The organism is Chryseobacterium sp. MHB01 (genome assembly GCF_034651565.1).
Lineage (GTDB): Bacteria > Bacteroidota > Bacteroidia > Flavobacteriales > Weeksellaceae > Chryseobacterium > Chryseobacterium nepalense.
Genome location: NZ_JAYEDA010000004.1, coordinates 63,375 through 88,738, shown reverse-complemented (window position 1 = coordinate 88,738; position 25,364 = coordinate 63,375). Strand labels below are relative to the sequence as shown.

14 protein-coding genes are annotated in these 25,364 nt (G+C 38.4%); 5 read left to right on the top strand and 9 right to left on the bottom strand.

The features are described 5' to 3' along the window. Positions 1 to 209: 209 nt before the first annotated feature. Positions 210 to 401: a bacteriocin-like protein gene (locus U9K52_RS08325; protein ID WP_248394804.1), complete on the top strand. Its 192-nt coding sequence runs from the start codon at positions 210 to 212 to the stop codon at positions 399 to 401. Positions 402 to 463: 62 nt separating this feature from the next. On the opposite strand, the gene nadA is transcribed toward U9K52_RS08325, so the two are convergent. The 4 genes from nadA to U9K52_RS08305 all read right to left on the bottom strand — a co-directional run bounded on the left by nadA (position 464) and on the right by U9K52_RS08305 (position 3,292). Further along, positions 464 to 1,483 (bottom strand): quinolinate synthase NadA, encoded by a 1,020-nt coding sequence (nadA, locus tag U9K52_RS08320; protein WP_248394803.1) that lies wholly within the window; start codon positions 1,481 to 1,483, stop codon positions 464 to 466. A gap of 119 nt (positions 1,484 to 1,602) precedes the next feature. Next, positions 1,603 to 2,202, bottom strand: coding sequence for a guanylate kinase (gene gmk, locus U9K52_RS08315; RefSeq protein WP_322925940.1), 600 nt, complete (start codon positions 2,200 to 2,202; stop codon positions 1,603 to 1,605). A gap of 64 nt (positions 2,203 to 2,266) precedes the next feature. After that, positions 2,267 to 3,124 (bottom strand): YicC/YloC family endoribonuclease, encoded by an 858-nt coding sequence (locus U9K52_RS08310; protein ID WP_248394801.1) that lies wholly within the window; start codon positions 3,122 to 3,124, stop codon positions 2,267 to 2,269. Positions 3,125 to 3,154: 30 nt separating this feature from the next. Beyond that, entirely contained in the window at positions 3,155 to 3,292 is a 138-nt protein-coding gene (locus U9K52_RS08305) for a hypothetical protein (protein ID WP_322925939.1), read from the bottom strand. 17 nt (positions 3,293 to 3,309) lie between these two features. On the opposite strand from U9K52_RS08305, the gene miaA reads away from it, so the two are divergent. Next, entirely contained in the window at positions 3,310 to 4,230 is a 921-nt protein-coding gene (gene miaA, locus U9K52_RS08300; protein ID WP_322925938.1) for a tRNA (adenosine(37)-N6)-dimethylallyltransferase MiaA, read from the top strand. A 228-nt stretch (positions 4,231 to 4,458) separates the two neighbouring features. Here miaA and U9K52_RS08295 read toward each other — a convergent pair whose 3' ends face one another. The 4 genes from U9K52_RS08295 to U9K52_RS08280 all read right to left on the bottom strand — a co-directional run bounded on the left by U9K52_RS08295 (position 4,459) and on the right by U9K52_RS08280 (position 11,644). Next, entirely contained in the window at positions 4,459 to 5,871 is a 1,413-nt protein-coding gene (locus U9K52_RS08295) for an efflux transporter outer membrane subunit (RefSeq protein ID WP_322925937.1), read from the bottom strand. 277 nt (positions 5,872 to 6,148) lie between these two features. Then, a complete protein-coding gene (locus U9K52_RS08290) occupies positions 6,149 to 9,331 on the bottom strand; it encodes an efflux RND transporter permease subunit (RefSeq protein WP_322925936.1) in 3,183 nt (1,060 codons plus the stop codon). 224 nt (positions 9,332 to 9,555) lie between these two features. Beyond that, a complete protein-coding gene (locus U9K52_RS08285) occupies positions 9,556 to 10,716 on the bottom strand; it encodes an efflux RND transporter periplasmic adaptor subunit (RefSeq protein WP_322925935.1) in 1,161 nt (386 codons plus the stop codon). Positions 10,717 to 11,047: 331 nt separating this feature from the next. Continuing rightward, positions 11,048 to 11,644, bottom strand: coding sequence for a TetR/AcrR family transcriptional regulator (locus U9K52_RS08280; RefSeq protein WP_248394793.1), 597 nt, complete (start codon positions 11,642 to 11,644; stop codon positions 11,048 to 11,050). A 303-nt stretch (positions 11,645 to 11,947) separates the two neighbouring features. On the opposite strand from U9K52_RS08280, the gene U9K52_RS08275 reads away from it, so the two are divergent. Further along, positions 11,948 to 12,502, top strand: coding sequence for a thioredoxin family protein (locus U9K52_RS08275; protein ID WP_248394791.1), 555 nt, complete (start codon positions 11,948 to 11,950; stop codon positions 12,500 to 12,502). Positions 12,503 to 12,592: 90 nt separating this feature from the next. Here the strand turns inward: U9K52_RS08275 and U9K52_RS08270 are convergent, their stop codons facing one another. After that, positions 12,593 to 13,216 (bottom strand): response regulator transcription factor, encoded by a 624-nt coding sequence (locus U9K52_RS08270; protein WP_263602337.1) that lies wholly within the window; start codon positions 13,214 to 13,216, stop codon positions 12,593 to 12,595. A gap of 657 nt (positions 13,217 to 13,873) precedes the next feature. Here U9K52_RS08270 and U9K52_RS08265 point away from each other — a divergent pair. Together U9K52_RS08265 and U9K52_RS08260 are read left to right on the top strand one after the other, a co-directional pair. Further along, positions 13,874 to 14,500, top strand: a complete 627-nt coding sequence (locus tag U9K52_RS08265) for a hypothetical protein (protein WP_322925934.1) — start codon at positions 13,874 to 13,876, stop codon at positions 14,498 to 14,500. A 99-nt stretch (positions 14,501 to 14,599) separates the two neighbouring features. Continuing rightward, positions 14,600 to 25,291 carry a hypothetical protein gene (locus tag U9K52_RS08260; RefSeq protein WP_322925933.1) on the top strand — a complete coding sequence of 3,564 codons (10,692 nt, stop codon included), beginning with the start codon at positions 14,600 to 14,602 and terminating at the stop codon, positions 25,289 to 25,291. Positions 25,292 to 25,364: the final 73 nt, after the last annotated feature.

Here is a 25,364-nt window from a genome sequence, read left to right as displayed (position 1 = left end):
AAAATCGTTTTAATTCTTCAGAATTCCAGTGTATTTCCATATTTTTTTGTCTTATTTAATTATTTTAAAACACAAATTCCAGTGTAGCATCACCTTTCGGTTTATTACTATTCAGATCTAATAACAAATGTTTGTGTTAATTATTTTCAATATGTTATCATTTCTCAAAAATAATATTAAATTTATAAAATTAACTAAATCAATTTATTATGAAAAATTTTAAAAAATTAAGCAGACGAAATTTAGAACAGATTAATGGAGGAGCGGGTCCTAAAAGCTGTAATGAATGCCCTCAAGGTTCCAATTTTACTTGTGATGAATACTGGGCACTTTCAGAGTTTTGCAGAAACTGTGTTCTTATCAATTCTGAATGTTATGTTCCTGGTCCGAATGATCTTTAAATAGTGAAATTCGATGAGAATAAAAATGCCCCAATAAGTCTTACTTTTTGGGGCCCTTTGTTTTATTTTATACTTTTAGAAAGATCAAGCATCGCTTCAATAGGCTTTAATGCTTTCAATCTTAATTCTTCGTCAATAATGATTTCCGGAAGCTCATATTTCATGCACAGATAGAGTTTTTCCATGGTATTTCTTTTCATGTAAAAACATTCCGAACAATTGCAGGTTTCATCGAAAACCAGTGCCGGAATAAGTTCTTTGTGAGGTGCACGTTTTTTCATTTCATGAAGGATGCCTTCTTCCGTAGCAATAATAAATTTCTGGCAGTCGTCCTGTTCTACATAATTAAGCAGGGCGGAAGTGGAACCGATAAAATGAGCCAGTTTTAAAACCGCTTCTTCACTTTCCGGGTGGGCAATAAGCTTGGCATCGGGATTTTCCGCCAGCTGTTTCGCAATTCTTTCCATGGAGAAAGCTTCGTGAACGATACAGCTTCCATCCCATAGAATCATATCACGGCCGGTTTTCTGAGATAAGTATCTTCCCAGATTTTTATCCGGAGCGAAAATAATCGGACGGTCTTTCGGTAGCGCTTCAATTACCGTTTCCGCGTTTGAGCTTGTCACGATAATATCACTTTCAGCCTTTGTTTCCGCATTACAGTTGATATAAGTTGCTACCAACGCATTTGGATGCTGCTCACGCATTTTTCGCAGTCCTTCTCCGGAACATCCGTCTGCTAAAGAACATCCCGCCATCGTGTCCGGAAGAACAACTTTTTTTGTAGGATTAAGAATTTTTGCAGCTTCGGCCATAAAATGTACTCCGCAGAAAACAATCATATCTGCATTGGTGTCTTTTGCCTGTCTTGCCAATTGAAGTGAATCGCCAAGAAAATCAGCAATATCCTGAATTTCTCCGGGCTGGTAATAATGTGCTAAAATCACTGCATTTTTCTCTTCTTTTAACGCAAGAATGGCTTTTACAAGCTCTTCTCCCTGAGGAATGGCAATATCTTTTATATCCAAAAATCCTCTTACGGGAATTGCAGATTTAGCTTTTTCTAATGTTTCGGTACTCATATTTACCTCAATGTTTTAGAATTAGAAATTAGAAGTAAGAAATTAGAAATCAGAATTTGAAAATGTTTGAAGTGTATGAGCCATCAAACTTCCGTCATCCAACTTCAGGCTTCCATCCTTTAACTTCCAATAAAATTTTTTATTAAACTTTCTATTTCTCTTTTTGCTTCGTCAAGATCATTATTGATCACGATTTTATCAAACTCTTTTGCATAAGACATTTCTTCTTCAGCTTTTGCCACACGGGTTCTGATGGTGTCCGCATCGTCCGTATTTCTTGAAATCAATCTTCGCTCCAGTTCATTAATTGAAGGCGGTTCGATAAAAATCGACAATGCCTGCTCTCCAAAATATTTTTTAAGGGAAATCCCGCCTTTTACATCAACGTCAAAAATCACCACTTTCCCATGATTCCATATTTTTTCAACTTCGGATTTTAAGGTTCCGTAGTATTTGTCGGTATACACTTCTTCAAATTCTACAAATGCATCTTCCGCAATTTTTTGCCTGAATTCATCAGGCGTTAAAAAATGATAATCCACCGCATGAACTTCGCTTCCTCTCGGCTGCCTTGTTGTGCAGGAAATGGAAAACTGCAGTTCTTTAAATATTTCCAGTGAATGTTTTACCAGTGTCGTTTTTCCGCTTCCCGAGGGCGCTGAAAATATGATAACTTTATTGTTCAAAGTTTTTAGTTTAAAGTTTAAAGTTTCGTTCATAATTCAAAGCATATGTTTTATATCAAAGCTTACAACCTTGAATTTTAAACATTAAACCCTGAATTTAAAGTACATTTAACGTTTGTTCTTTGATTTTTTCCAGATCATCCTTCATCATCACTACCAGCTTCTGAATTTCAGAATGATTGGCTTTTGAACCTAATGTATTGATCTCACGGCCGATTTCCTGAGAAATGAATCCCAGTTTTTTACCGTTAAAATCTTCATTGTCCATTACTTCTTTATAGTATTTAAGATGTTGGGAAAGCCGTACTTTCTCTTCGGAAATATCAAGTTTTTCCGTGAAATAAGCCATTTCCTGGTAGAATCTGGTTTCATCTATATTTTCGAATTCTTTTAAAGATTTCTGATAACGCTCTTTCACAGCAGAGATTCGCTCTTCTTCAAAAGGAATAACTTCGGAAAGGCTCTTTTCAATATTCTGTATGTTTCTTTCCAGCTCTTCATGCAGGATTTTACCTTCCGTTTTTCTGAATTCTCCAAACCGGTCAACCGCAGCATGTACAATTTTAGCCAATGCTTCCCATTCTCCTTCCGAAAGTTCATCGGGCCTTGAAGTGATGGCATCCGGTAATCGTACTGCCATTTTCAGATATTCGAAATCGGGGCCGTCTGAAGCGATGTTGCGAAGTTCGCTGATGTAAGAATCAATTAAATTTTTATTAATTTTCACATCCGTAGATTCTTCAAGATTCTCAAGGTTAATGTAGCAATCCACTTTTCCACGGATAATCCTGTCGTTGAGAATTTTTCTGATTTCAAATTCTTTTTCTTTATAGCGTAAAGGGATTTTAATATTCAAATCAAAGCTTTTGCTGTTCAGTGACTTAATATCTATGGTAATCTTTTTGCCTTCAAAAACACCTTCGGCTCTACCGAAGCCGGTCATTGATAAAATCATAGTTTTTTATTGTTGTACAAAGATAAACATTTAAGTGTATAGTTTAGCTAAAGTAGTAAGGATGGAAGTTGGATGCAGGAAGCGGGAAGATTGTCTTGGATATAAATGACCTCCAATTTTAACTTCCATCTTCAGGCCTCCATCTTCCAGCCAAATAAGTAAACTCATTTTCGTAAATTAGCTTCGTGAAAAATAAAACTTTAATTTCTGTTGTAGGCCCCACCGGAATTGGAAAAACGAGACTCGCAATTGATCTGGCAAAACATTTCAACACGGAAATTATTTCCTGTGATTCCCGACAGTTTTTTAAGGAAATGAAGATTGGCACTGCTTCGCCTTCAGAGGAAGAGTTGGCGGAAGCTCCACATCATTTTATCGGTAATCTTTCGGTGGAAGAATATTATTCGATCGGGCAATATGAGGAAGATGCTTTAAAAAAACTCAATGAACTTTTTGAAAAATACGATACGGTCATTTTGGTGGGCGGAAGTATGATGTACGAAAAAGCCGTAATTGAAGGTCTAAATGATTTGCCGGAAGCTGATGACAACAATCAGAAAAAATTACAGGAAATCCTGGAAAATGAGGGAATTGAAAAACTTCAGGAAATGTTGAAAGAACTCGATCCTGAATATTTTTCTATAGTTGATTTTCACAATCACAGAAGACTTTTACGTGCTATTGATGTCATTTGGCAAACGAATAAAAAATATTCTGAACAAATTGCTGTTTCTCAGGATTCCAGAGATTTTAATACCATCAGGATCGGAATTGAAGCACCAAGAGAAGAATTATATGACCGAATCAACAGCAGAGTGGATATTATGATGGAGAAAGGGTTATTGGAAGAAGCAAAAAGTTTAGAAAAATTTAAATATCTGACGGCTTTAAATACTGTTGGTTACGCTGAATTATTCAAATATTTTGATGGCGAATGGGATCTGGATTTTGCCGTTTCAGAAATCAAGAAAAACAGTCGGAGATACGCAAAACGCCAATTGACCTGGTATCGGAAAGCGGATGATATTCATTATTTGCCGTTGGGATATTCTCAGGAAGATTTTGATGGGTTGATTGGATATATTAGTCAACAGACTTTGAAGTAATTTTTTATTCCCACAGATTTCGCAGATCTGCAAAGATTTTTGGAAATATTTTAATGTAAAGAGTTATTGATTGTCATTCTGACGAAGGAAGAATCTCCATAAATATTTTATAGATTCTTCACTTCACGTTGTTCCGTTCAGAATGACAGCGTGAGTGTTTTTTTAATCTAAAAACAAAAAATGCAGCCCCGAAAGACCGCATTCCATTAACAATATAATTTAAATTTACTACTTCCAGCCGCCACCTAACGCACGGTACAAATCTACAATGCTGCTTAATCGTTGTCTTTTTACTGACGCTAAATTAAGTTCTGCCTGCAGAGAATTTCCCTGAGCGGTTATCACTTCTAAATAGTTTGCCATGCCGCCTTTGTAGAGCATTTCGGCACTTTTAATTCCGTTTTTTAACGTTGCCGCCTGTTCGGCTGCCTTTTGTTCCTGAACCTTCAGACTTTCATTAGAAACCAAAGCATCTGAAACTTCACCCACTGCATTCAAAACAGATTGACGGAAAGCCAATACATTTTTCTCTCTCTGAATTTTAGCAACATTTAAATCCGTTTTCAATTGTCTTTTCTGGAAAATAGGCTGAGTCAATCCTCCTAAAACAGATCCGAACAATGAAGCCGGAATCTGGAACCAGTTGTCAATTTTAAATGAATTTACGCCTCCGTTGGCGGTGATTTTCAATGAAGGATACATATTGGCCTGCGCAATTCCGACTATTGAGTTGGATTCTAACAACACCAATTCCTGCTGACGGACATCCGGACGACGGCTCACCATTGCTGCCGGAAGTCCTGCGGAAATTTCCTGTGGTAAAGAGGTTTCGGACATCTCAATCGTTCTGCTGATTGTTCCGGGATTTTCGCCCACCAGAATACTTAATGCATTTTCCTGAATGGCAATATTTTGCTCCAATTGCGTGATCAATAGTTCCGTCGATTGCTTTTGTGCAGTGGCCTGCTGAACTCCCAAAGAAGTCGTGTCACCGCTTTGCCATAACTTTTCTGTGAGAGCAAGGGTATTATTGCTTAATTCTAAATTCGATTTTGCAATCTGCATTTGTTTATCAAGCATTAATAAATTATAATATCCCTGAGCTATCGCTGCAACAACTTGTGTCTGAATGGCTTTTGTTGCTTCATATGTCTGCAGGTACTGCATTCTTGAAACTTCCTGCTGATTTTTAATTTTCCCCCAAATATCCGCTTCCCAGGATAAATTGAACGCTGCATTGTAATCTTCAACATAGCTTTTTCCTAAAAATAAGTTTAAGCTTTGCCCATTCATGCTGTTTTTTGAAGGCTTTGAAATCTGTGCAGAAACGCCGAAACCAACGTCAGGATATTGAAGATATTTCGCCTGTTTTAATTTTTCCTGTGAAGAAGCAACCTGCTTCAGAGCGATTTGTAAATCGTAGTTGTTTTTAATTCCTTTTTCAATCAATCTTTGTAACATCGGATCGCTGAAAAACTGTCTCCATTCCAGGTTGGCAACGCTTGCGGTATCTGCTGTTGCGGTATATTTGAATGTTTCGGGCAGCTCGAGCTCAGGCTCCTTGTATGCCAGTTTGGACACACAGGAGACCGAAGCTAAAGCCAGTCCAAAAGTGATGATGATATTTTTTATTCTCTTCATAATTTTTAATTTTAATGGATTACAAAACTTTGAGAAATTGTTTCAGAAATTGTTTTGTTATAAATTTTTTCAACGCAAAGAAATATTTAATGTGGAAAATATTTGAGTGAGCAAAGTTTAATCAATTTATATTTGATTTGAATAAGCGTACTTTAATCTTTAGCTTCATCAGCGACTGTCGCTCCCTTTACTCTTTAAAATATTTGGTGTTAATAATTAAATCTTTGCGTTTAAAATCTTAGTCTAAATTTTTCTCAAAGCTTTGTCAAGCATATTATTAATGAGTTGTAGCTAAAAGTTCAGCTTCCAGTTTTTGTCTTTGAAGTCTTTTCTTTTTTCTGCTTGGCATTTTTTCATGTAAATACTGGAAGATCACAAACATCACCGGAATAATGAAAATTCCGAATACAACGCCTGTCAACATTCCGCCAACGGTACTGAAGCCGATTGAATGATTTCCTTTTGCAGAAGCTCCCTGCGTAAATACAAGCGGCAACATTCCGACAATGAATGCAAATGAGGTCATTAAGATCGGTCTTAAACGCAATCTTGAAGCCTGAAGCGCAGATTCCAGTAATGATCTTCCTGCATTTCTTCGTTGTACAGCGAACTCTACAATAAGGATTGCATTTTTCGCTAATAATCCGACGAGCATGATCAAACCAACCTGAACGTAAATGTTATTATCAATTCCTGCCAATCCTGTGAAAGCAAATACTCCAAAAATCCCTGTTGGAATCGTTAAAATAACTGCGAAAGGAAGAATATAACTTTCATACTGAGCAGCCAAAAGGAAGTATACAAATAAAATACTTAACATAAAGATAAATGCTGTCTGTCCGCTTGTTTTAATTTCCTCACGGGTAATCCCTGTCCATTCGTATCCAAATCCTCTCGGAAGAGATTTTTCTGCCACTTCTTCCACTGCTTTGATGGCGTCTCCGGTACTGTAACCTGGTTTTGGCGTTCCGTTGATGGTCACTGCGTTGAATAAGTTGTTTCTTGTCACCGTTTCAGGCCCGAACGCTCTTTTTAAAGTCACCAATGTTTTCACGGGAACCATTTCGCCTGATTTATTTTTAACATAAATTCCTTCCAAAGAATTGGCATCCGTTCTGTATGGAATATCCGCCTGAGCCATTACTCTGTAGTATTTTCCAAATCTGTTGAAATCTGAAACGAAGCTACTTCCGTAATAAATCTGCATCGTTTGCATTAATTCTGTGATGGAAACTCCAAGCTGATTGGCTTTATCACTATCAACCTCGATCGTGAATTGTGGATTTCCGGCTGCATAGGTTGTGAAAGCAAAAGCAATTTCCGGACGTTTCATCAACTCTCCGATGAAGGCTTGTGTTGTTGTCCCTAAATTTTCCAAAGAACCGTTGGTTTTATCCTGAAGCATAAATTCAAAACCGGAAACGTTACCAAATCCCTGAACGGTAGGGAAATTGAAGAAGAATGCATTGGCATCTTTTACCTGCGAAACTTTCCCTGTCAATGCTGCTGCAATTTGATCAGGATCAGTTACTTCGCCACGCTGGTCGTGATCTTTTAATTTAATGAAACCTGCAGAATACGGAGAAGCATTGGCATTACTGATGAAATTCAGACCGTCTGCCACCCAAAGGTGATTTTTAGCTTTTTCACCATTGATAATTTGATCGATTTGTTCGGTTGCTCTGTGGGTTCTGTCCAATGAACTTCCCGGAGGCGTGTTCACGGCATATAAAATAAATCCCTGGTCTTCTGTAGGAATAAATCCTGACGGTGCTTTTTTAATTAAGAAAATACTTGCGGCAGTAATTAATACCAATCCTCCTACGGCAACCCATTTGTTTTTAATTAAAAATTTGAGGCTGTAAATGTATTTTTTAGTTAAATTATTAAAGCTTACATTAAATGCATTAAAGAATCTTGCACCAAAGCCTGTTTTTTTACCGTGCTCTCCGTGTTCACCCTGAGGATCATTTAAGAACATGGCACATAAAGCCGGACTTAATGTCAATGCATTCACCGCAGAAATCATAATGGCAATAGCTAATGTAAAGGCAAACTGTCTGTAGAAAACTCCCGCAGGACCCTGCATGAAGCCAACCGGAATAAATACCGCACACATTACCAATGTAATGGAAATAATAGCTCCGGAAATTTCACTCATTGAGCTCATTGTTGCGTGCTCAACTGGCATTCCTGTATGTTCCATTTTAGAGTGAACAGCCTCTACCACAACGATGGCATCATCCACCACAATACCGATGGCGAGTACCAATGCGAACAGGGTCAACATATTGATACTGAATCCAAATAGCTGAAGAAAGAAGAAAGTACCAATAATCGCTACCGGAACGGCAATCGCTGGAATTAAAGTAGATCTGAAATCCTGAAGGAAAATATATACTACGATAAATACCAGTATAAAGGCAATGACCAACGTCTCAACAACCTGATGTATAGAAGCATCCAAGAAGTCTTTGGAGTTGTACATGATGATTGGCTCAACACCTTTCGGAAGGGTGGTTTTAAACTGATCTACCTGCTTTTCAATTTCAGTTAAGATTTCGTTGGCATTAGATCCTGCCGTCTGCATAATCGCAAAACCTGAAACCGGTTTTCCGTCAACTCTGTTGGCTGCTGTATACGTATAGGAACCGAATTCTACTCTTGCCACGTCTTTCAGTCTCAGGAAAGATCCGTCGCTGTTGGCTTTGATGGCGATGTTTTCGTAGTCTTCATTTTTGTTTAATTTACCTTTATACTTTAAAATATATTCGTACGTTTCCTTACTTCCTTGTCCCAAACGTCCGGGAGCGGCTTCCAGGTTGTGATCCTTCACAGCATTTAAAACTTCCTGCGGTGAAAGTCCGTTGGCTGCTAATCTGTCCGGCTTCAGCCAGAGTCTCATGGAATAATCTCTCGTTCCGAAAACCTGCGCCTGGGCAACACCCGGAATACGCTGGATTTGTGGAATAATATTGATTTTCAAATAGTTTTGTAAGAAAAGCTCGTCGTATTGTTTAGGATCATTACTGGTTAGTCCCATAAACATGATCATACTGTTCTGAACTTTCTGTGTGGAAATTCCCGCCTGTACAACCTCTTGCGGAAGTTGACTCATGGCTTTCGATACACGGTTTTGAACGTTTACCGCTGCATTATCGGGATCAGATCCTTGTTTGAAAAATACGCTCAGCGTCATGGTACCGTCGTTACTGGAGTTGGAAGTCATGTAGGTCATGTTTTCCACACCGTTTACCGCTTCTTCGATAGGAGTTGCTACCGAACGGGCTACAACTTCCGCATTCGCACCCGGATAAAACGCGGTCACCTGAACACTCGGCGGCGCAATATCCGGAAAGAGGGCGATGGGTAAATTAAAGAGCGACAAAGCACCCAATAATAATAGTATGATGGAAATAACCGTTGAAAGTACCGGTCTTTCTATAAATTGTTTTAACATAAGAAGTTTATTTTTTAATGTTGTTTAAACGATATTTTTACCACAAAAGGCGCAAAAGTATATCTTGGGTTTAAAGATGAATTGCTAATGTTTTAAAGTTCACAAAATGAAAATCAAAGATTTTCTAAAACTCATGTGTTCTTATTATAGCGAATGATTTAAACCTGATGTGACTTATGTGTTTAAAAGCTTTTGTGACTTTTGTGGTTAATAAATTTAAACAGTTATAAAGGTCTTGCTTTCAATAAACTATCAGAAGAAATAGTTTTTGGCTGAATGGCAACTCCATCTTTCAATACACCGATTCCTGTAAATACGATTTTATCTCCTTTCGATAATCCTTCAGAAATAAAATAGTAGCTGTCTGTTTTTCCGGATATGGTTATCGGTTTTCCCGTAACCTTTTTATCCTTCCCAACTACATAGACGTACGTTTTATCCTGAATTTCGTAAGTGGATTCCTGCGGAATCACCAATGTTTTATCGAATAGCTGTGGCATACGAACTCTGCCTGTATTTCCGGTTCTCAAAACTCCGTTTGGATTCGGGAATACGGCACGAACGCTAATGGCTCCGGTGGTTTTATCGAATTGTCCGTCAACAATGCTCATTCTGCCTTTTTCAGTATAGATGCTGTTATCGGCGATTACCAAATCTACCAGTGGCATGTTTTTCAGTTTTTCATTTAGAGTTGCTCCCGGATATTTATTCTGAAAAGCAATGAAATCCAGTTCGCTTAAAGAAAAGTATGCATAGATTTCGCTGATATCAGACAGTAACGTCAATGGATTGGGATCTGTTCTTGAAATCAGGCTTCCTTTTTTATAAGGAATTCTCCCGATATATCCGCTTACCGGTGCGGTAATGGTTGTAAATCCTACATTGATTTTTGCGCTTCCAACAGAAGCTCTTGCCTGTGAAGCGGCTGCCACTGCGGCGGCATAATTTGCTTTTGCGGTTCTCAGCTGTACCTCGGAAACCACTTTCGCGGCAACAAGAGGTTCAAGGCGGTTGACTTCTACTTTCGCTTTCTGAATGTTGGCATTGGCAACCTGTAAGTTGGCTGTTGCCATATTCATCTGTTCGCCGTAGCTTCTTGAATCTATTTTGAACAGAGGCTGTCCGGCTCTTACATAAGCACCTTCTTCCACATAGATTCTATCTAAATATCCGTCAACCTGAGATCTTATTTCCACATTGTTTTTTCCTTCCAATGCGGTAGGGAATTCCTGGTAAACAGTTGCTGGTGAAGTGATAACGGTATAAACCGGAAGCTGTGGAGGTGGCGGAGCTGCGTTTGATCCTTCTGCTGCTTTGGTACAACTTTGTAAAAGGATAATGCTTGCGATGAGTACAATAATCCTCGTTTTTCCAAATATTTTCATTTTGAGTTTAAATTTTTAATGAAGTGTTAAATAAAATAATAAAGTTTTTAATTTAATATCTGTTATATTTCCTAACGGTGTTAATGAAGTATTAAAAAAAATATACAGAAATTTAATATTGGCTTTAAGCAGTTGTTTTCATAATGTTTTTAAAAAGATTGATTTAGATTTAACGTGTTACTTTTTCTAACGGTGTTAATTTAAGTGTAAAAAAATCTACAGATAATTCTAATTTTACATGATAGTTTATTTTAAATGTTTCTTAATGAAAAAGTTTATATTAATTCGGTGTTAATATTCCTAACGGTGTTAATTATAAATTCAAAAAAATTTATAATGACTTAATGAAAGCAGAAACAGTTTCATCCAAAGTCGTTTTATTCATCGTTGAAGGAATATCATCATTGCGCATCATCATGATGGAAATCAATCCATGAACCGCTGAGAATAATGCGTGAGACATATGGCAGGCATTATCAGTATTGGATCCGTTTTTCTTGATGATTGCGTATGTGCATTCGTAAAGCATATCCTGAAACGACGAAAATTCTTCTTTCATCATTCCTTTTCCGCTACACTGCATTCCCAAACCAAACATCAGCTGGTAGTATTCTTTGTTTTTGAATGCAAACTTCCAGTAAGCATCTACAATAGCTTTCAACTGATCTTCAGGATTGTCGTGTTCTCTCTGAGCTTTCAAGAGTTCAATGTGTAAACAATGAAAACCATTCAATGAAATTTCATATAAAATAGCTTCTTTATTTTCAAAGTGATCATAAACTACCGGCGCACTGTACTCAATAGCATCGGCAATTTTTCTCATGGAAAGTGAAGCCCAGCCTTCGGTTTTAGCCAAAGAAAAAGCCGCATCCAGAATACTGGCACGTATATTTTCTTTTTCTCTTTGGCGGCGTTCATGTAAGCCCATGATTTTTATATTACTAACAGTGTTAGCAAAACTACAAACTTTTTAACATAACTTCCAAACAAATTTTTAGGTTTAACTTTTGAAATAAGGTTTTTGGAGGACTTTAAAATTTGGCTGGATGCTGGAAGAATGGGAGGCTATAAGTGATATCAGATTGTTAATCTTTTAATTATTGTAAAAATTAATATACTTTATAGCCCAATTCAATCGACTGTAATTTTAAAATTTCCAACTTTCCACATCCATCTTCCTTACTAGAATAATCAAGAAAATCTTTTATCTTTGTGAGCAAATAAAAAAGTTATGAATACTCCCTCAAATATGATTGATTTAGGTACAAAAGCACCTTTTTTTGAACTTCCTAATCCTTCAAAAAGCAATGAAATGCAGTCATTAGATGATCTGAAAGGAGAAAAAGGCACTTTAGTGATCTTTATGTGCAACCATTGTCCGTTTGTACTTCATGTTATTGACAAGTTAAATGAACTGTACGAAGATTATAATGAAAGAGGAATTGAATTTATAGCCATTAACTCCAATGATGTCGAAAAATATCCTGCAGATTCTCCTGAAAAAATGATTGAATTCCAGATTGAAAGAAAATTTGATTTTCCTTATCTGTATGACGAAAGCCAGGCGATTGCAAAGGCCTATGATGCCGCATGTACTCCGGATTTCTTTTTCTTCGATGAAAAGCTGGATCTTATTTACAGAGGGCAGATGGATGATTCCAGACCGGGAAATAATAAAGATGTAACGGGTGAAGATCTGATTATTGCCTTTGAAAATCTTTTGGCGGGAGAGCCTCAGGAAGAGATTCAGAGACCAAGCATGGGCTGCAATATCAAATGGAAATAATTAAATTATAACCTGATTTTAGATGATTTTTCAGTAAAACAATTACTTAAGACCATTTAAAATTAGGTTGTAATCATTTTCAGCATTTCATTACAATGAGTATTTTCTGTTTATTTCTAAAATATCAATAAGATTGTTGGTTCCCAGTTTTTGAAAAATCCTTCTTTTATAGGTACTTATTGTGGCAACATGAATCTTCAGCTCATTGGCAATTTCCAGATTACCATATCCTTTAATTAATAAATTATACACCGTTTTCTCTCTCTCAGAAAGATTTTCCAGTGGATTGCTTTTGCTGGAAACTGAGTGATGAATCAGTGCATCCATAATTTCTTTTGAATAATATTTACCTGTATTTAAAACTTCTAAAACTGCCCGTGCAATTTCGTCTTCGTGAGAAAGTTTGTTCAGATAGCCATCTGCACCTTCCAGAATAAAGGGGACCACCTCAGCAGTATTGTGTGTTGAAAAAATAAGAATTTTTATATTTGGAAACTTGCATTTAATTTCGGCAATTATCTTTTTTTGGTTTCCTTGTAAACCAGGATCCAGAATGAGAAGCGCATAATCATTTTTATCAGCTAACTTTTCGAAAACCTCATCATAATTTAGAGCATATTCAAGGTCGATATTTTTTAAATATTTTTTAAGGATCATTTTAATGCCTGTCATCACGACGAAATAATCATCGGCAATAAGTATTTTTTTATTCATATCATTTGTATTTATAAGGCTGATGTGTTTTTTATAAGCTTTTTTATTTGTGTTCTGTTTAGGAAGTTAATATATCTATACCATCCTGTGCATTAATTGTTTTGGTTTAAATATAAAAAATATTATTTATTTAATCATAATAGATCTCTATTTAAAGCAGTACTCATAACAATATCATTTCCGATGCTCTTTTTTAATACCATATTTAAAGGGCTAATGGTGATGTATGTTTTGTAATTTAAATATTACAAATATATCATTATTTTATTACGCTAAAATGAATTGTTAATCAATATGTTGAACGTAAATTTGTAGAAGTAAAACAAACGTGATTATTAGAGTTATTTTCTACAAATGAAATTCTTGGATTGCTATCCGAATTCATAAGTCTAAAAAATAAAATTAGAGAAAATTGATCTAAGTTGTTTTGTAATTAATAAAGAAAGACATAAAGATTATAAATTTTTTTAAAAAAAGGATTTGCCGGTTTGAAAAATGTTATAACTGTGCAAAATATCCCAATATTAGAGATATTATAAATAAGTCTAACAAATGTGATAAAAATGTTTTTCCGATGGAAAAGCATAAAAGATAAAACACAAACGCTGAATTTTATAAGTTATGGATAACCATAGCCGAAGCAATTCATAAAGCAATATGATGAAAATAAAACTATTTGTTCCCAAAGCAGTAGCTTTCCGACATTACGGAAAGCTGCTTTTGGCATGTTATATTTTTGTCGTTTGTTTTTTTAAATCACAATCTTTTTCTGAAAGCAATGCCGTACATATTTCAGGTGGAGCTTCAGTATTTTATTTGGAAACTAAAAGCGGAGCAGCTTCAGAATACAATGCACAGCTAGAGATAAGTGATGAAGGTTCGTCAAATCAGCCGCTTAACAAACTAGAAGACTCTTTTAAAAATAGCAAAAAGGGAAAGTTGAAATTGAAAGTCTCTTTTGGAAAAAGAAAAAAAAGACTCAATCAAGACCTTAGGGATAAAAAGAGCAATGTGTATGCGTATCCGCATATATCCGGTTCAAAAAGCAAATATGCTGAAGGTGCTTTGGGAAATTATTTCTGGATGGGTACCTTAAATGACAGCCAATGGTTCAGGTTTATACTGGCATTGTGTGTTATTTGTTTTTGTGCTGCTCTTCTGTTTGTTGCGAAGGTATTGTTTTCTTTTTTTTACAGTAGTTTCTCTTTAAACAAAATTTCCATATTATTTTGTAGCCGTCCTCCGCCTTTTATAGTTATTAAAAATGAACACAAATTCTTGTGACATTTTGGGGATCTTATTATCCGCAGATTCATAATTCATATGAGCTATGGATTTCCCGTAAAATTTCGCAAGGTTTTTTTAACTATTAAAAAATTTCGTATGAAAATATTTATTAATTATGAGCCGCCTCAAAAAGGTGCGGTTCTGCTAAAAGCGTTCCTGTTCAGGGCGGTAGCTTTAGTGCTGCTGCTCACGGTAAGCTTTATATATGCGCAAAATCCCGGTGGAGTTAGCTCTAACCTCGCACTTTGGTTAAGCGCAGACTCCGGTGGTGCATCATGGACAGATCGCTCGCCGCTAAATACTACAGTCACCAGAACAGGTACTGTTGTATCAACCAATAATCAGGTTAACTTTAACCCGGGTCTTGTCTTTTCCGGCACCAACAGCTATTATGACACAGGTCTTAATATTGCCAGAGGTACTTACGCCAATGTTTCAGTATTTGCTGTAGGGAATGGTAGAGGAGAAAATTCAAGACTGATGTTTACTTCAAGTTCGGCAAATAATCACAGGGGGTTAACATCTAATGTTTTTGCCTGTGGAAATGTTCCCAGCTATACTGCAAAGAACGGCTATGGTGTATATAGAGCAACGTATGTAACAAATACTTCAAATGCATCTACATTATCCTTTAATGGTGTACAGCAGCTGGCTACAACAGATAATAACGGGACAGCCATCAATATGAAAATAGGAGCGTACCTAGCTAATTCTTTTGATATTGCTGAAATATTGGCCTATCGCGGTACACTGACGCCTACACAGGTAAATCAGATAGAGTCTTATCTGGCATTGAAGTATGGTGCGAGCTTAGGGTCAAACTATATTTTGTCAGATGGCTCTACAACAGTTTGGAATACAGTAACCAATGCGGGGTATAACAATAACATCGCCGGTATTGGTAGGGATGATGATTCCGGGCTTTCTCAGAAACAGTCGCAATCGGTAAACAGTGGCTTGCAGCCGGTGATTGGGAACGTTACTATTGCAGCGACCAATCAGTCAAACTCCAACAGCTTAAACACGGACATGAGTTCTATGGTTTGGGGTTCTGATACGGGGAGTACTAATTTTACAACGGCTTTTGCTTTTGGCGGATTGAATAACCGCATGGCAAGGATATGGAGAGTACAGGAAATCGGTACGGTGGGAACAGTAAAAGTTGCCCTGAAAGTCAGTGATGTACCAGGCAGTGTTACCAATCCGACCTTATTGGTAAGTTCAGATGCCGTATTTGATGGCACTGATACCAGACAAACCATGGTTCTGGAAACGATTGGCGGGGTACAGTATTACACCACGACGGTAGATCTTACTTCCGGACAGTTTTTCAGCTTTGCTGGATTTGTTACGGCTCCGGGTGGGGTGTTAGGGTCGGCAGTTTGGCTAAGACCTGATTATGGAACTGGTACAACAATTAATAATACAGGTATTGCCCAATGGAATGATTCAAGTGTTAATGGAAATAATTCTACACAAGTTACAGTAAGTAAACAACCAACTTTTAGAAATAATTTTGCTGATAACTTTAATTTTAATCCTGTAGTAAGTTTTGTTTCTTCTTCAAGTCAAGCATTTAATAATACTTATTCATTTCCTTCAGGAACCGGTAAAGCCTTTGATTACTTTGCAACTGATAAAGATACTGGAGGTGGTCCGGGATTTATTTCAACATCTACGGCTAATGGATCTATACAATTGAATTACTGGACGATGAATGGATATAATTTAGGTTATTCCTCAAATTCAACATTCCAAACTCCTGGAATGGTTAATTATTATAAAACAACTTCCAGCGGCGCTTTTGCTACCAGCATGGGAGGGAGTCCTGCTAGTTCCAATTGGCCAAATGATTATACAATTCCAGCTAGTACAGGAAGTTATTTAGGTTTAAATAATGGGGGCGTAACTTATGCAGATACACGAGCTGGTGATATAATTATTTACGATCGACTTGTTTCTAACGCTGAACGACAAAGAATTAATTCCTATTTAGCGATTAAATATGGATTAACTCTTAATCAAACAACAGCTCAGAATTATCTGGCATCGGACGGATCCACTATTTTTTGGGATGCAACGGCTAACAGCACTTATAAAAACAACATCGCCGGGATTGGTAGAGATGATGCTTCTGCATTGTCACAAAAGCAGTCCCAATCTGTAAACAGCGGCATCCAGCCGGTAATTGGTAACGGAAACATTTTTGATACCAATGCCAATAATTCCAATAGCTTCAGTACGGATAAAAGCTTCCTGGTTTGGGGGTCAGATACAGGCAGCACCAATTTTGCAACTGCTTTTGCTTTTGGCGGCTTGAATAACCGTATGGCAAGAATCTGGAAAGTCCAGGAAACCGGAACGGTAGGAACAGTGAAAGTAGCTTTGGCGGTAAGTGATGTACCGGGAAGTGTCACCAATCCAACCTTATTGTTAAGTACGGATGCTGTCTTTGACGGTACTGATACCAGACAGACCATGGTTTTGGAAACAATTGGCGGCATACAGTATTACACCACTACGGTAGATTTTACTTCCGGGCAGTTTTTCAGCTTTGCAGGATTTGTTACAGCACCGGGAGGGGTTTCTAACGGACTTACGTTGTGGCTGGATGCACAGAAGGAAAGTGTTGGAAATAAAACATCACTAACGAACTATGCAGGAACAGGAATCGATATTACCAAAGGAGGATTTGGTAGTGCGAGGGTAGTGGCAGGCAGAGCTAATTTCAATAATCAGATTTCAATGTCTGATGCAGCAAATACCTTTGTAGATAATAGTTTTTTCCTTTCTTCTGCTCCAGTTCTTGCTAACGGGGAAAATTCCTTTGCGGAGTTTTATGCTTTCGGTAAACCAGATTTTCAGTCAGGACTTAATTTCGATGAAATTGTAATATATAATGAAAGTGATCTAAACTCTCATAGAATTGAGAATGACCGTACAAATAACGCTTATACAATTTGGGACAATAATTATCCTAGTCTTTTAGGCTTTGGGTTTACTTCATTTTCTCCATCTTCCTTCTTACTATCCAGTGCTCACAACGGCTCGGTTTATAAAGGTTATTCAAATGGGTTTCAGATAAATAATTTAAATACTACTACAGGTATAATAGCAGGGGGTAATTGGAAAATTGGTACAGATGTTTATAACAGTGGTGATTCCAATTATAATGGAACCAATTTTAATGAAGTTGTTGTTTATTCAGAAGCATTATCGGATGCGGAAGTTCTCAAAGTGCATTCATATTTAGCACTTAAATATGGGATCACAATGGATCAGTCTACTCCTACTTATAATTTTAATAACGGAAATTTTGCCAGCAATTTCAATTATTGGGCTAATTCAGGAAATGTGGTTGTTTCTAGTGGAAGCGCCGTATTTAATAGTGCTAACACTACACCCAACGGGGTAATCAGTCAGTCCATTAATACGGTTAATGGACAGGTATATACATTTACCGGAAATCTTTTGCGCTTTGATGGCGGTGGCTCAGGTACCTTACGCCTTAGGCTGGATATAATAGACAATGTTACCTCAGCTGTAATTGCTACGCAAACTCTAACTGTAGTTTCAGTTTCAGCACCATTTACTCAGACATTTACCGGGAATGGTAACAGCTTTAGCATTAAGTTTACCGATACATCCTTAGTAACAAATAATATAGATGTTGGAGTAAATAACTTACAACTTTCGCCTAATGCTTCTACTATAGGAACCAATTATGTGAACTCCCAGGGCAGCATATTTTGGGATGCGACAGCTAATGCATCCTATAACAAAAACATCGCCGGTATTGGTCGGGATGATGCGTCCGCATTGGTACAAAAACAATCCCAATCTATAAACAGCGACATTCAGCCGGTAATCGGGAATGGCAATATTTTCGATACCAATGCCAATAATCCAAACAGTTTCAGTGCAGATAACAGTTTTATGGTATGGGGTTCAGATGCGGGAAGCACTTCTTTTGCGACTCCGTTTGCATTTGGCAACTCCAACTTTAGAATGACACGCATATGGAAAGTACAGGAAACCGGAACAGTAGGTACTGTTAAAGTAGCTATCCCGGCATCTCAGCTGCCTGTATCTATTGCACAACCGACATTATTGAGAAGTACGGATGCTGTATTTGATGGAACAGATACAAGTATTTCAATGAACCTGGAAACCATTAGCGGTGTGCAGTACTATACAGCGACTATAGATTTTGCTTCAGGGCAGTATTTCACCTTTGCTGCATTTTTAACAGCTCCGGGTGGTGTGTCAGGAGCTAGTGTATGGCTAAAAGCTGACATGGGCGTAACTGCTGCCATTAATACTGATAGTGGAGTTTGGGATGATAGTAGTGGAAATAATAATGATGCATTATCATCTTCAGTGTCAGGAAGAAATCCAAGCTTGAATTCAACATCTAATTTATTGAACTTTAATCCTAACCTTTCCTTTAGTGGTAATGCGGAATTAAGAATCAATAAAAATATTAATCCACCAGCGGTAGGAACTATTGATTTTTTCACTGTTACTAAAGGTTCGGGAGGAATTCTTGGTAATGATAATGGTTTTACAGACAGATTTATAGATGCATTTACGGTATCTTCTGGCCAAAATGATGGTGGAGGTAATCCTATAAATTCAAGCTCTTTTGTAGGTGTTAATACCTCATTGCCTGAAATAAGATTTGTAGGATGGAGAGCTACTTCCAATAGTGCGACAACTTCTTTTCAAAGTTTAAACTCAGGAAGTGTCGTATCTTTTACAGAAGCCAATTCTGATGGAGGATATGGTTTCTTCGATATCGGAGATACTGGTGACTTTAGCCCTCTTAATGGAAATATTGGAGAGGTTATTGCGTATGATGATCCTATATCTACTCAGGATCGCCTTCGGGTACACTCTTATTTAGCAATAAAGTATGGAATAACATTAAATCAATCTACTGCCACAAATTATGTAAGCTCTTCTAACAATATAATTTGGGACGCATCTGCAAACAGTACTTATAATAAAAACATAGCAGGTATAGGAAGGGATGGTGCTTCCGCATTGATACAAAAACAATCCCAGTCAGCTAATACAGGAAATCAGATTATTATGGGCCTTGCATCTGTTGCAGCTACCAATACGGCAAATACGGGAAGCTTTGCAGCAGATAACCAGTTCCTGGTTTGGGGGGATAATGATCAGAGCAGCAGTTCTGCATTTACGGGTATTCCTGGTTATAACAGCCGTTTGAACAGGGTATGGAAAGTTCAGAATACCAATAGCCTTAATCAAAATGTACAGGTATTGGTACCTCTTACTTTGGTACCGGCTACAAGCAGCCTTCTTGCGGGTACGGATGCTACTTTTGCAGGAAGCTACCAGGTGTATAATCCTACGGGTACGGTTACGGTTAATTCCGTAAGCTACAGGGCTTTCACTTTGCCTGCTGTGATGGTAAACCAAGCTTCATTCTATATGACATTTGCTTTCTATGAGCAGTCTCCGGGTGGGGTAAGAAGCGAAGCATTATGGCTTCGTGGTGATGCAGGCCTTGCCGGTGTTACCAGCTGGCTGGATCAGAGCGGAAACAACAGAAACCTGCGTTGGGATATTACCAATTGCCAGGGCCATACCTCAAGGGGACAAATGGTTCTTGGAAAAACACTCAATTTCAACAGTGTGGCAAGTTTTAGCGACGCAGATTGGACGTGGGGCTTTACCCAAACGGATATTTCCCGTACAACGACACCAAATGCAGATGTTGCTATAGTATATAAAGCTGTTTCACCTTCTGTACAGGATGTATGGAGTACAGATTGGGGTGGTGCTTTGGACGAACGTGCGCTGACAACCACACAGGTTTCCAATGATAATACCGCTATTGCGTACAGCGGAGGAAACTCAGGTTCTGCAACTATTAATGTGGCCTCATTTAAAAATACAACAGCCAACGGATCCAATGTACTGATCAACGGAAACAATATCCTTAACTTCACAGGAAATACAAAATACGTTGGGTGTTCTCAGATTACTATCGGAGACGTATGGGGAGCTCAGAATCCGTTCAAGGGGCTTATCGGAGAATTCGTGGTGTACAGAAGTAATATCACGGCAATAGAGCGTATTCAGCTGAACAGTTACCTTTCATTAAAATACGGTATTACGTTAGGCCGAAATAATAATGGTAATGCTACTTCAGGAGAAGTTGTATCAGGTGCGGTCCTTGAAGGGGACTATCTTGCAAGTGACGGGATCACCCGAACCTGGAATTCTGATGCGGTGTACCAGAATAACATAGTAGGTCTTGGAAGAGATGATATCTCCGCTTTCCATCAGCGTATTACCACGAGCCAGTCGGCTTCGCCGGATATTATCACGCTGAGTACGGACGCCAACTTTACGAATAATAACCAAAGCGGCGGAAGTGGTCACACGGATATTGCTAATGACAAATCTTTCTTTATCACGGGCAATAATAATGCGGCAACATCATATACATTGAAATCAGGATTAAGCAATGGAATGAATTCTCTCATGAAACGGGTGTGGAAGACACAAAATACCGGTACTTCATTTGATGTATACATAAAATCTTCAAATGCCAAAGCTTCTTATTTAGTGTATAGCGCAGATGCTACGTTTTCTTCAGGAGTTACGTATGTGCCGCTTACGGCAGGTGCTACACCGGGAATTCAGATCCCGAATGGAAATTATTTTACATTCGCAGCATTCCTCGAAGCTCCAGGAGGAGTTTTTGATGAATCGTTATGGTTGAAAGCTGATGCAGGAACTTCCAGTACCACAAATGGAACGGGTCTTTCTCAATGGGATGACCAGAGTGATGTGGGTAATAATGCAACACAGTCAAATGCAGGTAATCGTCCGGTATACAGTAACTTGGCTTCATCGATGATGAATTATAATCCGGTTGTAAGCTTTAACGGTTCAAATTATTTGGCATTGAAAAGACAGCTGCTTCCTATAGGGACAACTGGCAGAACTGAATTTGCAGTCTATGCTGCTAATTCGGGCTATCTTCTATCTTATGGAGCTAACGCGAATAGTGCATCGTATTATGGACTTGTTGGAAGACCATTAGGGTTAGACTCTGGTCAGTCTAATTTTCAAAGCGGTGGAGGGACTAGTGATTCTAATCCTTTAATGATAAGTCATTTATTTGCAGGATCGGGTGGAGCAAGCGCTTTTTACCGATTTGGACGTGCCTTTAATAGTGCTAACAGAAACTTAAATACATCATCTTCTGGTATAGCTGCAGTTGGAGCAAACGTTTGGAATGGTGGTTACAATACATTATTTAATGGTCGTATGCCTGAACTTATTGTTTATCCTAAAGCATTAAATGGTACGCAACGTTCTCAGGTAGATTCCTATCTGGCGATCAAATATGGTTTAACACTGGATCAGACAACACCTCAGAACTATCTTGCTTCAGATGGAGTTACAGTTGTCTGGACAGCTGCTTCGGGATACAACAATAATATCATAGGTCTGGCTAAAGACAGAACGGCTACCTTGCATCAGCGTATCAGTACCTCACAGATGCCGGTAAAAGATATTATTACCTTAAGCACGGATAATAACTTTACCAATCCTAATCAGAGTGGTGCAGGTGGTCATACGGATATTGTCAATGACAGATATTTCTTTATGACCGGAAACAACGGACAGGCAGCTGTTTTCACCCAAAAGACAGGGCTTGCCAATAATTTACGTGTTGTGATGAGCCGTGTATGGAGAGTTCAGCAGACGGGAACGGCACAGAACATTTATATTAACGTGAATAATAGCAGGGCTACGTACCTTATCTACAGTACGGATCCTTCTTTCTCATCGGGTATTACTTATGTGCCGCTTACATCAGGAACAACATCTGCATTGCAGATTCCTACTGGAAATTACTTTACTTTTGCAGCTCCTGCAACGGGTCCTGGCGGAGTTACGGATAATCTGGTGAGATGGTACCGTGCAGACCGCGATGTAACTACGGGAAGCACATTGAGATGGGCAGACCAGATGCAAAATTCAGATGCTGTACAGAGTGTTGCCGGCAATCAGCCGACCTACAATACTACAGGTTCAGCACTGCTGAATTTTAATTCCTCATTCACATTTAATTCTGCTAATGCGAATTACCTTTCATTTAGTGATACAGGAATGGCGTCCGGTAGTACATCAAGATCTGTTTTTGGTGTAGGAAGGACTTCGGTAACAGGTGGTACTTTCGAATGGATCAGTAGCTATGGAACAAGTGGTAGTGGTCAGAACTTTGGATTGATGAGATCCGGAAACAATGTATTGGTAACTACGTTTGGAAGTGATCTTTTAGCTTCAACCTCTAATCCATATGCATCCAATACACCTGTTCTTTCTTATGGTGCCGCTTCTGGAGGTACTTTATTTGGTACATTTAATGCGCGACCGCTTACTAGCATCGGCGGTTCAGTGAGTACTTCATTGAATGTCGGAAGAATAGGAACCAGACAGTCTCTCGGAGAATACTGGAACGGTATTATTAGTGAAGTAGTGTATTACAATAAAATTCCTACTGCCAATGAGAAACAAAGGGTTGATTCCTACATGGGACTGAAATATGGAGTAAGTTTAGGAACTTCTTCCAATCTGTTTACTTATTTGGCATCAGACAGTACACCATTCTGGACAGGAGATGCTACATACCAGAACAATATAGCAGCGATCGGAAGGGATGATTTCAGTGATCTGCAACAGAAGCAGAGTCAGAGCGTGAACAGTGGTAATCAGGTAATTCTTGGTCTTGATACGATCACAGGAAGCAATGATACCAATACCGGAAGCTTTGATAATGACCTTCAGTTCCTGGCATGGGGAGATAATAATACCGCAGGTACGACTTCATTCACTGTATTGTCACCATATCAAGAGAGATTAAGTAGGACGTGGAAAGTACAGAATACAGGAAGTTTTGCTAAAGATGTGCAAGTGTTGATACCAGCAGCATTTATTAGGTCAGTAGGAACTTCATCACTTTTATATAGTACCAGTAGCACTTTTGCTTCATCAAACCAAGTATTCACTAGTTCTGCAACTACAACTGTAAATGGAAACACGTATTATATTTATTCAATTCCTGCAACACAGGTCAATACGCCTATTTTCTATTTCACTGTAGCTTACTTCAAGCCTTCTCCGGGAGGTGTTAAATTCGAAAATCTGTGGCTTCGTGCGGATGATGGTACATCGGCTACTGTAGACAATTCATCAGTTTCCCAATGGAATGATCAAAGTGGTTATGATAGTAATGCGGTACAGGCGGTAGCAAGCAAACAGGCTGTATACAGAAATAATGCGACAGACAATATTAACTTTAATCCGGTAATGAAGTTCACAGGATCTTCATCCCAAAATTACGATTTTGTAAATGCCGGCGCTACTGGTTTTAATAGTATTACTGGTGCTGAGCCTGTAAATGTATTCTCAGTGTCTGATACTTCAACCGGAAGTCGTTATTTTCTGGAACCAAAAGGAACAGGTAATAATCTTTTACAGTTCCGCTCTAATACTCCGGGTAACTCATTCATCTCTTTGAGTAACAGTACCTCGGCAAATGGCTCATTATCTGGTATAGGTTCTGCGGCATTGTATTCTGGTTGGAGAAACTCTGGCACTTTATTCAGCGGAGTTAATGGTAAGCAGGCTGGTTCTGCTGCAACTTCAGTTGCTTGGTCTGCTGCACCACTTTCACTTGGTGCCGCTTATAATCAATCTGCATTTACTACCGGAAAAATACCTGAAGTTGTGCTGTATGTGGAAGCTCCTTATTCGGATAGCGACAGGCAGCGTATTAATAGTTATCTATCTATCAAGTATGGTATAACAATGGATCAATCTGTTATTCAGGATTATCTTGCATCAGATGCTTCTGTAAGCTGGGCGAAAGATGCTGTGTATAAGTTCAACATCGCGGGTATCGGAAGAGATGATCTTACAGCACTGAATCAGAAACAGAGCCAAAGTGTTAATAGTGGAGTACAAGTGATAACTTCATTGGGATCCATAGCGAATACAAATAGTGAAAATACTACCGTATTTAATACTGACAAGCAGTTTTTAATATGGGGTGATGACAATGGTTCGTTAAGTACAACCACAACAACGGGTAATGTATTAGCATCTAATGGAAATACCTATACCAAGCGTATGACCAGAGTATGGAGAATGCAGAACAAAGGCAGTTTTGCTCAGGATGTCACCGTATATTTCCCTGCTTCTGCATTCCCATCGGCTAGTGCAGCAGGACTGATTTATGCTACGACAGCAGCTAAGCTGAGTGATGGTACTGCAACAGTAATTCCGGCTATAGGTACAGCTACCGTAAACGGAACGGATTACTATGCCTTCCCGGTGTCTGCTGCTAGTTTAGCAGGTTTAAGCTACATGTCTTTCACTACCGCTACAGCGGTATGTTATAAACCGGCAGTTACAGCAGGTACAGCACTTAACACCAAAGCAGGGATCACCTCACTTGCGAGAGCAGGTTCTGCTGGTGATAACTGGCCGATGGTAAGGAATGGCGGCTGGCTGGCACTGGAAGCCAAGACGAAAGGAATGGTAATCAACAGGGTAAGGTTTAATGCTTCCAATCAACCTGTTGCAGACGATGGAACGACCCTTATCCTTACCTCTCCGATAGAAGGAATGATGGTAATGGATGTTACGAACAGGATCTTTAAGATTTATACAAGTAAAGATGGCGGAGCAACATACGGATGGTATGCATTCGGTGAACAATCCTGTCCTGATTAATAAATGATTTGTCAGCTCTTCTTCATAATTTGCATTATGGAAAGGGCTGGCTTTTAATTCAAAAAAAATAATA

What these genes read in the sequence shown, in the direction of transcription:
- U9K52_RS08305 (WP_322925939.1), bottom strand. Translation starts at nt 3,292, where the DNA reads ATGAGTTTACTTATTTGGCTGGAAGATGGAGGCCTGAAGATGGAAGTT.
- U9K52_RS08260 (WP_322925933.1), top strand. Translation starts at nt 14,600, where the DNA reads ATGAAAATATTTATTAATTATGAGCCGCCTCAAAAAGGTGCGGTTCTG.
- U9K52_RS08285 (WP_322925935.1), bottom strand. Translation starts at nt 10,716, where the DNA reads ATGAAAATATTTGGAAAAACGAGGATTATTGTACTCATCGCAAGCATT.
- U9K52_RS08290 (WP_322925936.1), bottom strand. Translation starts at nt 9,331, where the DNA reads ATGTTAAAACAATTTATAGAAAGACCGGTACTTTCAACGGTTATTTCC.
- nadA (WP_248394803.1), bottom strand. Translation starts at nt 1,483, where the DNA reads ATGAGTACCGAAACATTAGAAAAAGCTAAATCTGCAATTCCCGTAAGA.
- U9K52_RS08275 (WP_248394791.1), top strand. Translation starts at nt 11,948, where the DNA reads ATGAATACTCCCTCAAATATGATTGATTTAGGTACAAAAGCACCTTTT.
- U9K52_RS08265 (WP_322925934.1), top strand. Translation starts at nt 13,874, where the DNA reads ATGATGAAAATAAAACTATTTGTTCCCAAAGCAGTAGCTTTCCGACAT.
- U9K52_RS08295 (WP_322925937.1), bottom strand. Translation starts at nt 5,871, where the DNA reads ATGAAGAGAATAAAAAATATCATCATCACTTTTGGACTGGCTTTAGCT.
- U9K52_RS08270 (WP_263602337.1), bottom strand. Translation starts at nt 13,216, where the DNA reads ATGAATAAAAAAATACTTATTGCCGATGATTATTTCGTCGTGATGACA.
- gmk (WP_322925940.1), bottom strand. Translation starts at nt 2,202, where the DNA reads ATGAACGAAACTTTAAACTTTAAACTAAAAACTTTGAACAATAAAGTT.
- U9K52_RS08325 (WP_248394804.1), top strand. Translation starts at nt 210, where the DNA reads ATGAAAAATTTTAAAAAATTAAGCAGACGAAATTTAGAACAGATTAAT.
- U9K52_RS08280 (WP_248394793.1), bottom strand. Translation starts at nt 11,644, where the DNA reads ATGGGCTTACATGAACGCCGCCAAAGAGAAAAAGAAAATATACGTGCC.
- U9K52_RS08310 (WP_248394801.1), bottom strand. Translation starts at nt 3,124, where the DNA reads ATGATTTTATCAATGACCGGCTTCGGTAGAGCCGAAGGTGTTTTTGAA.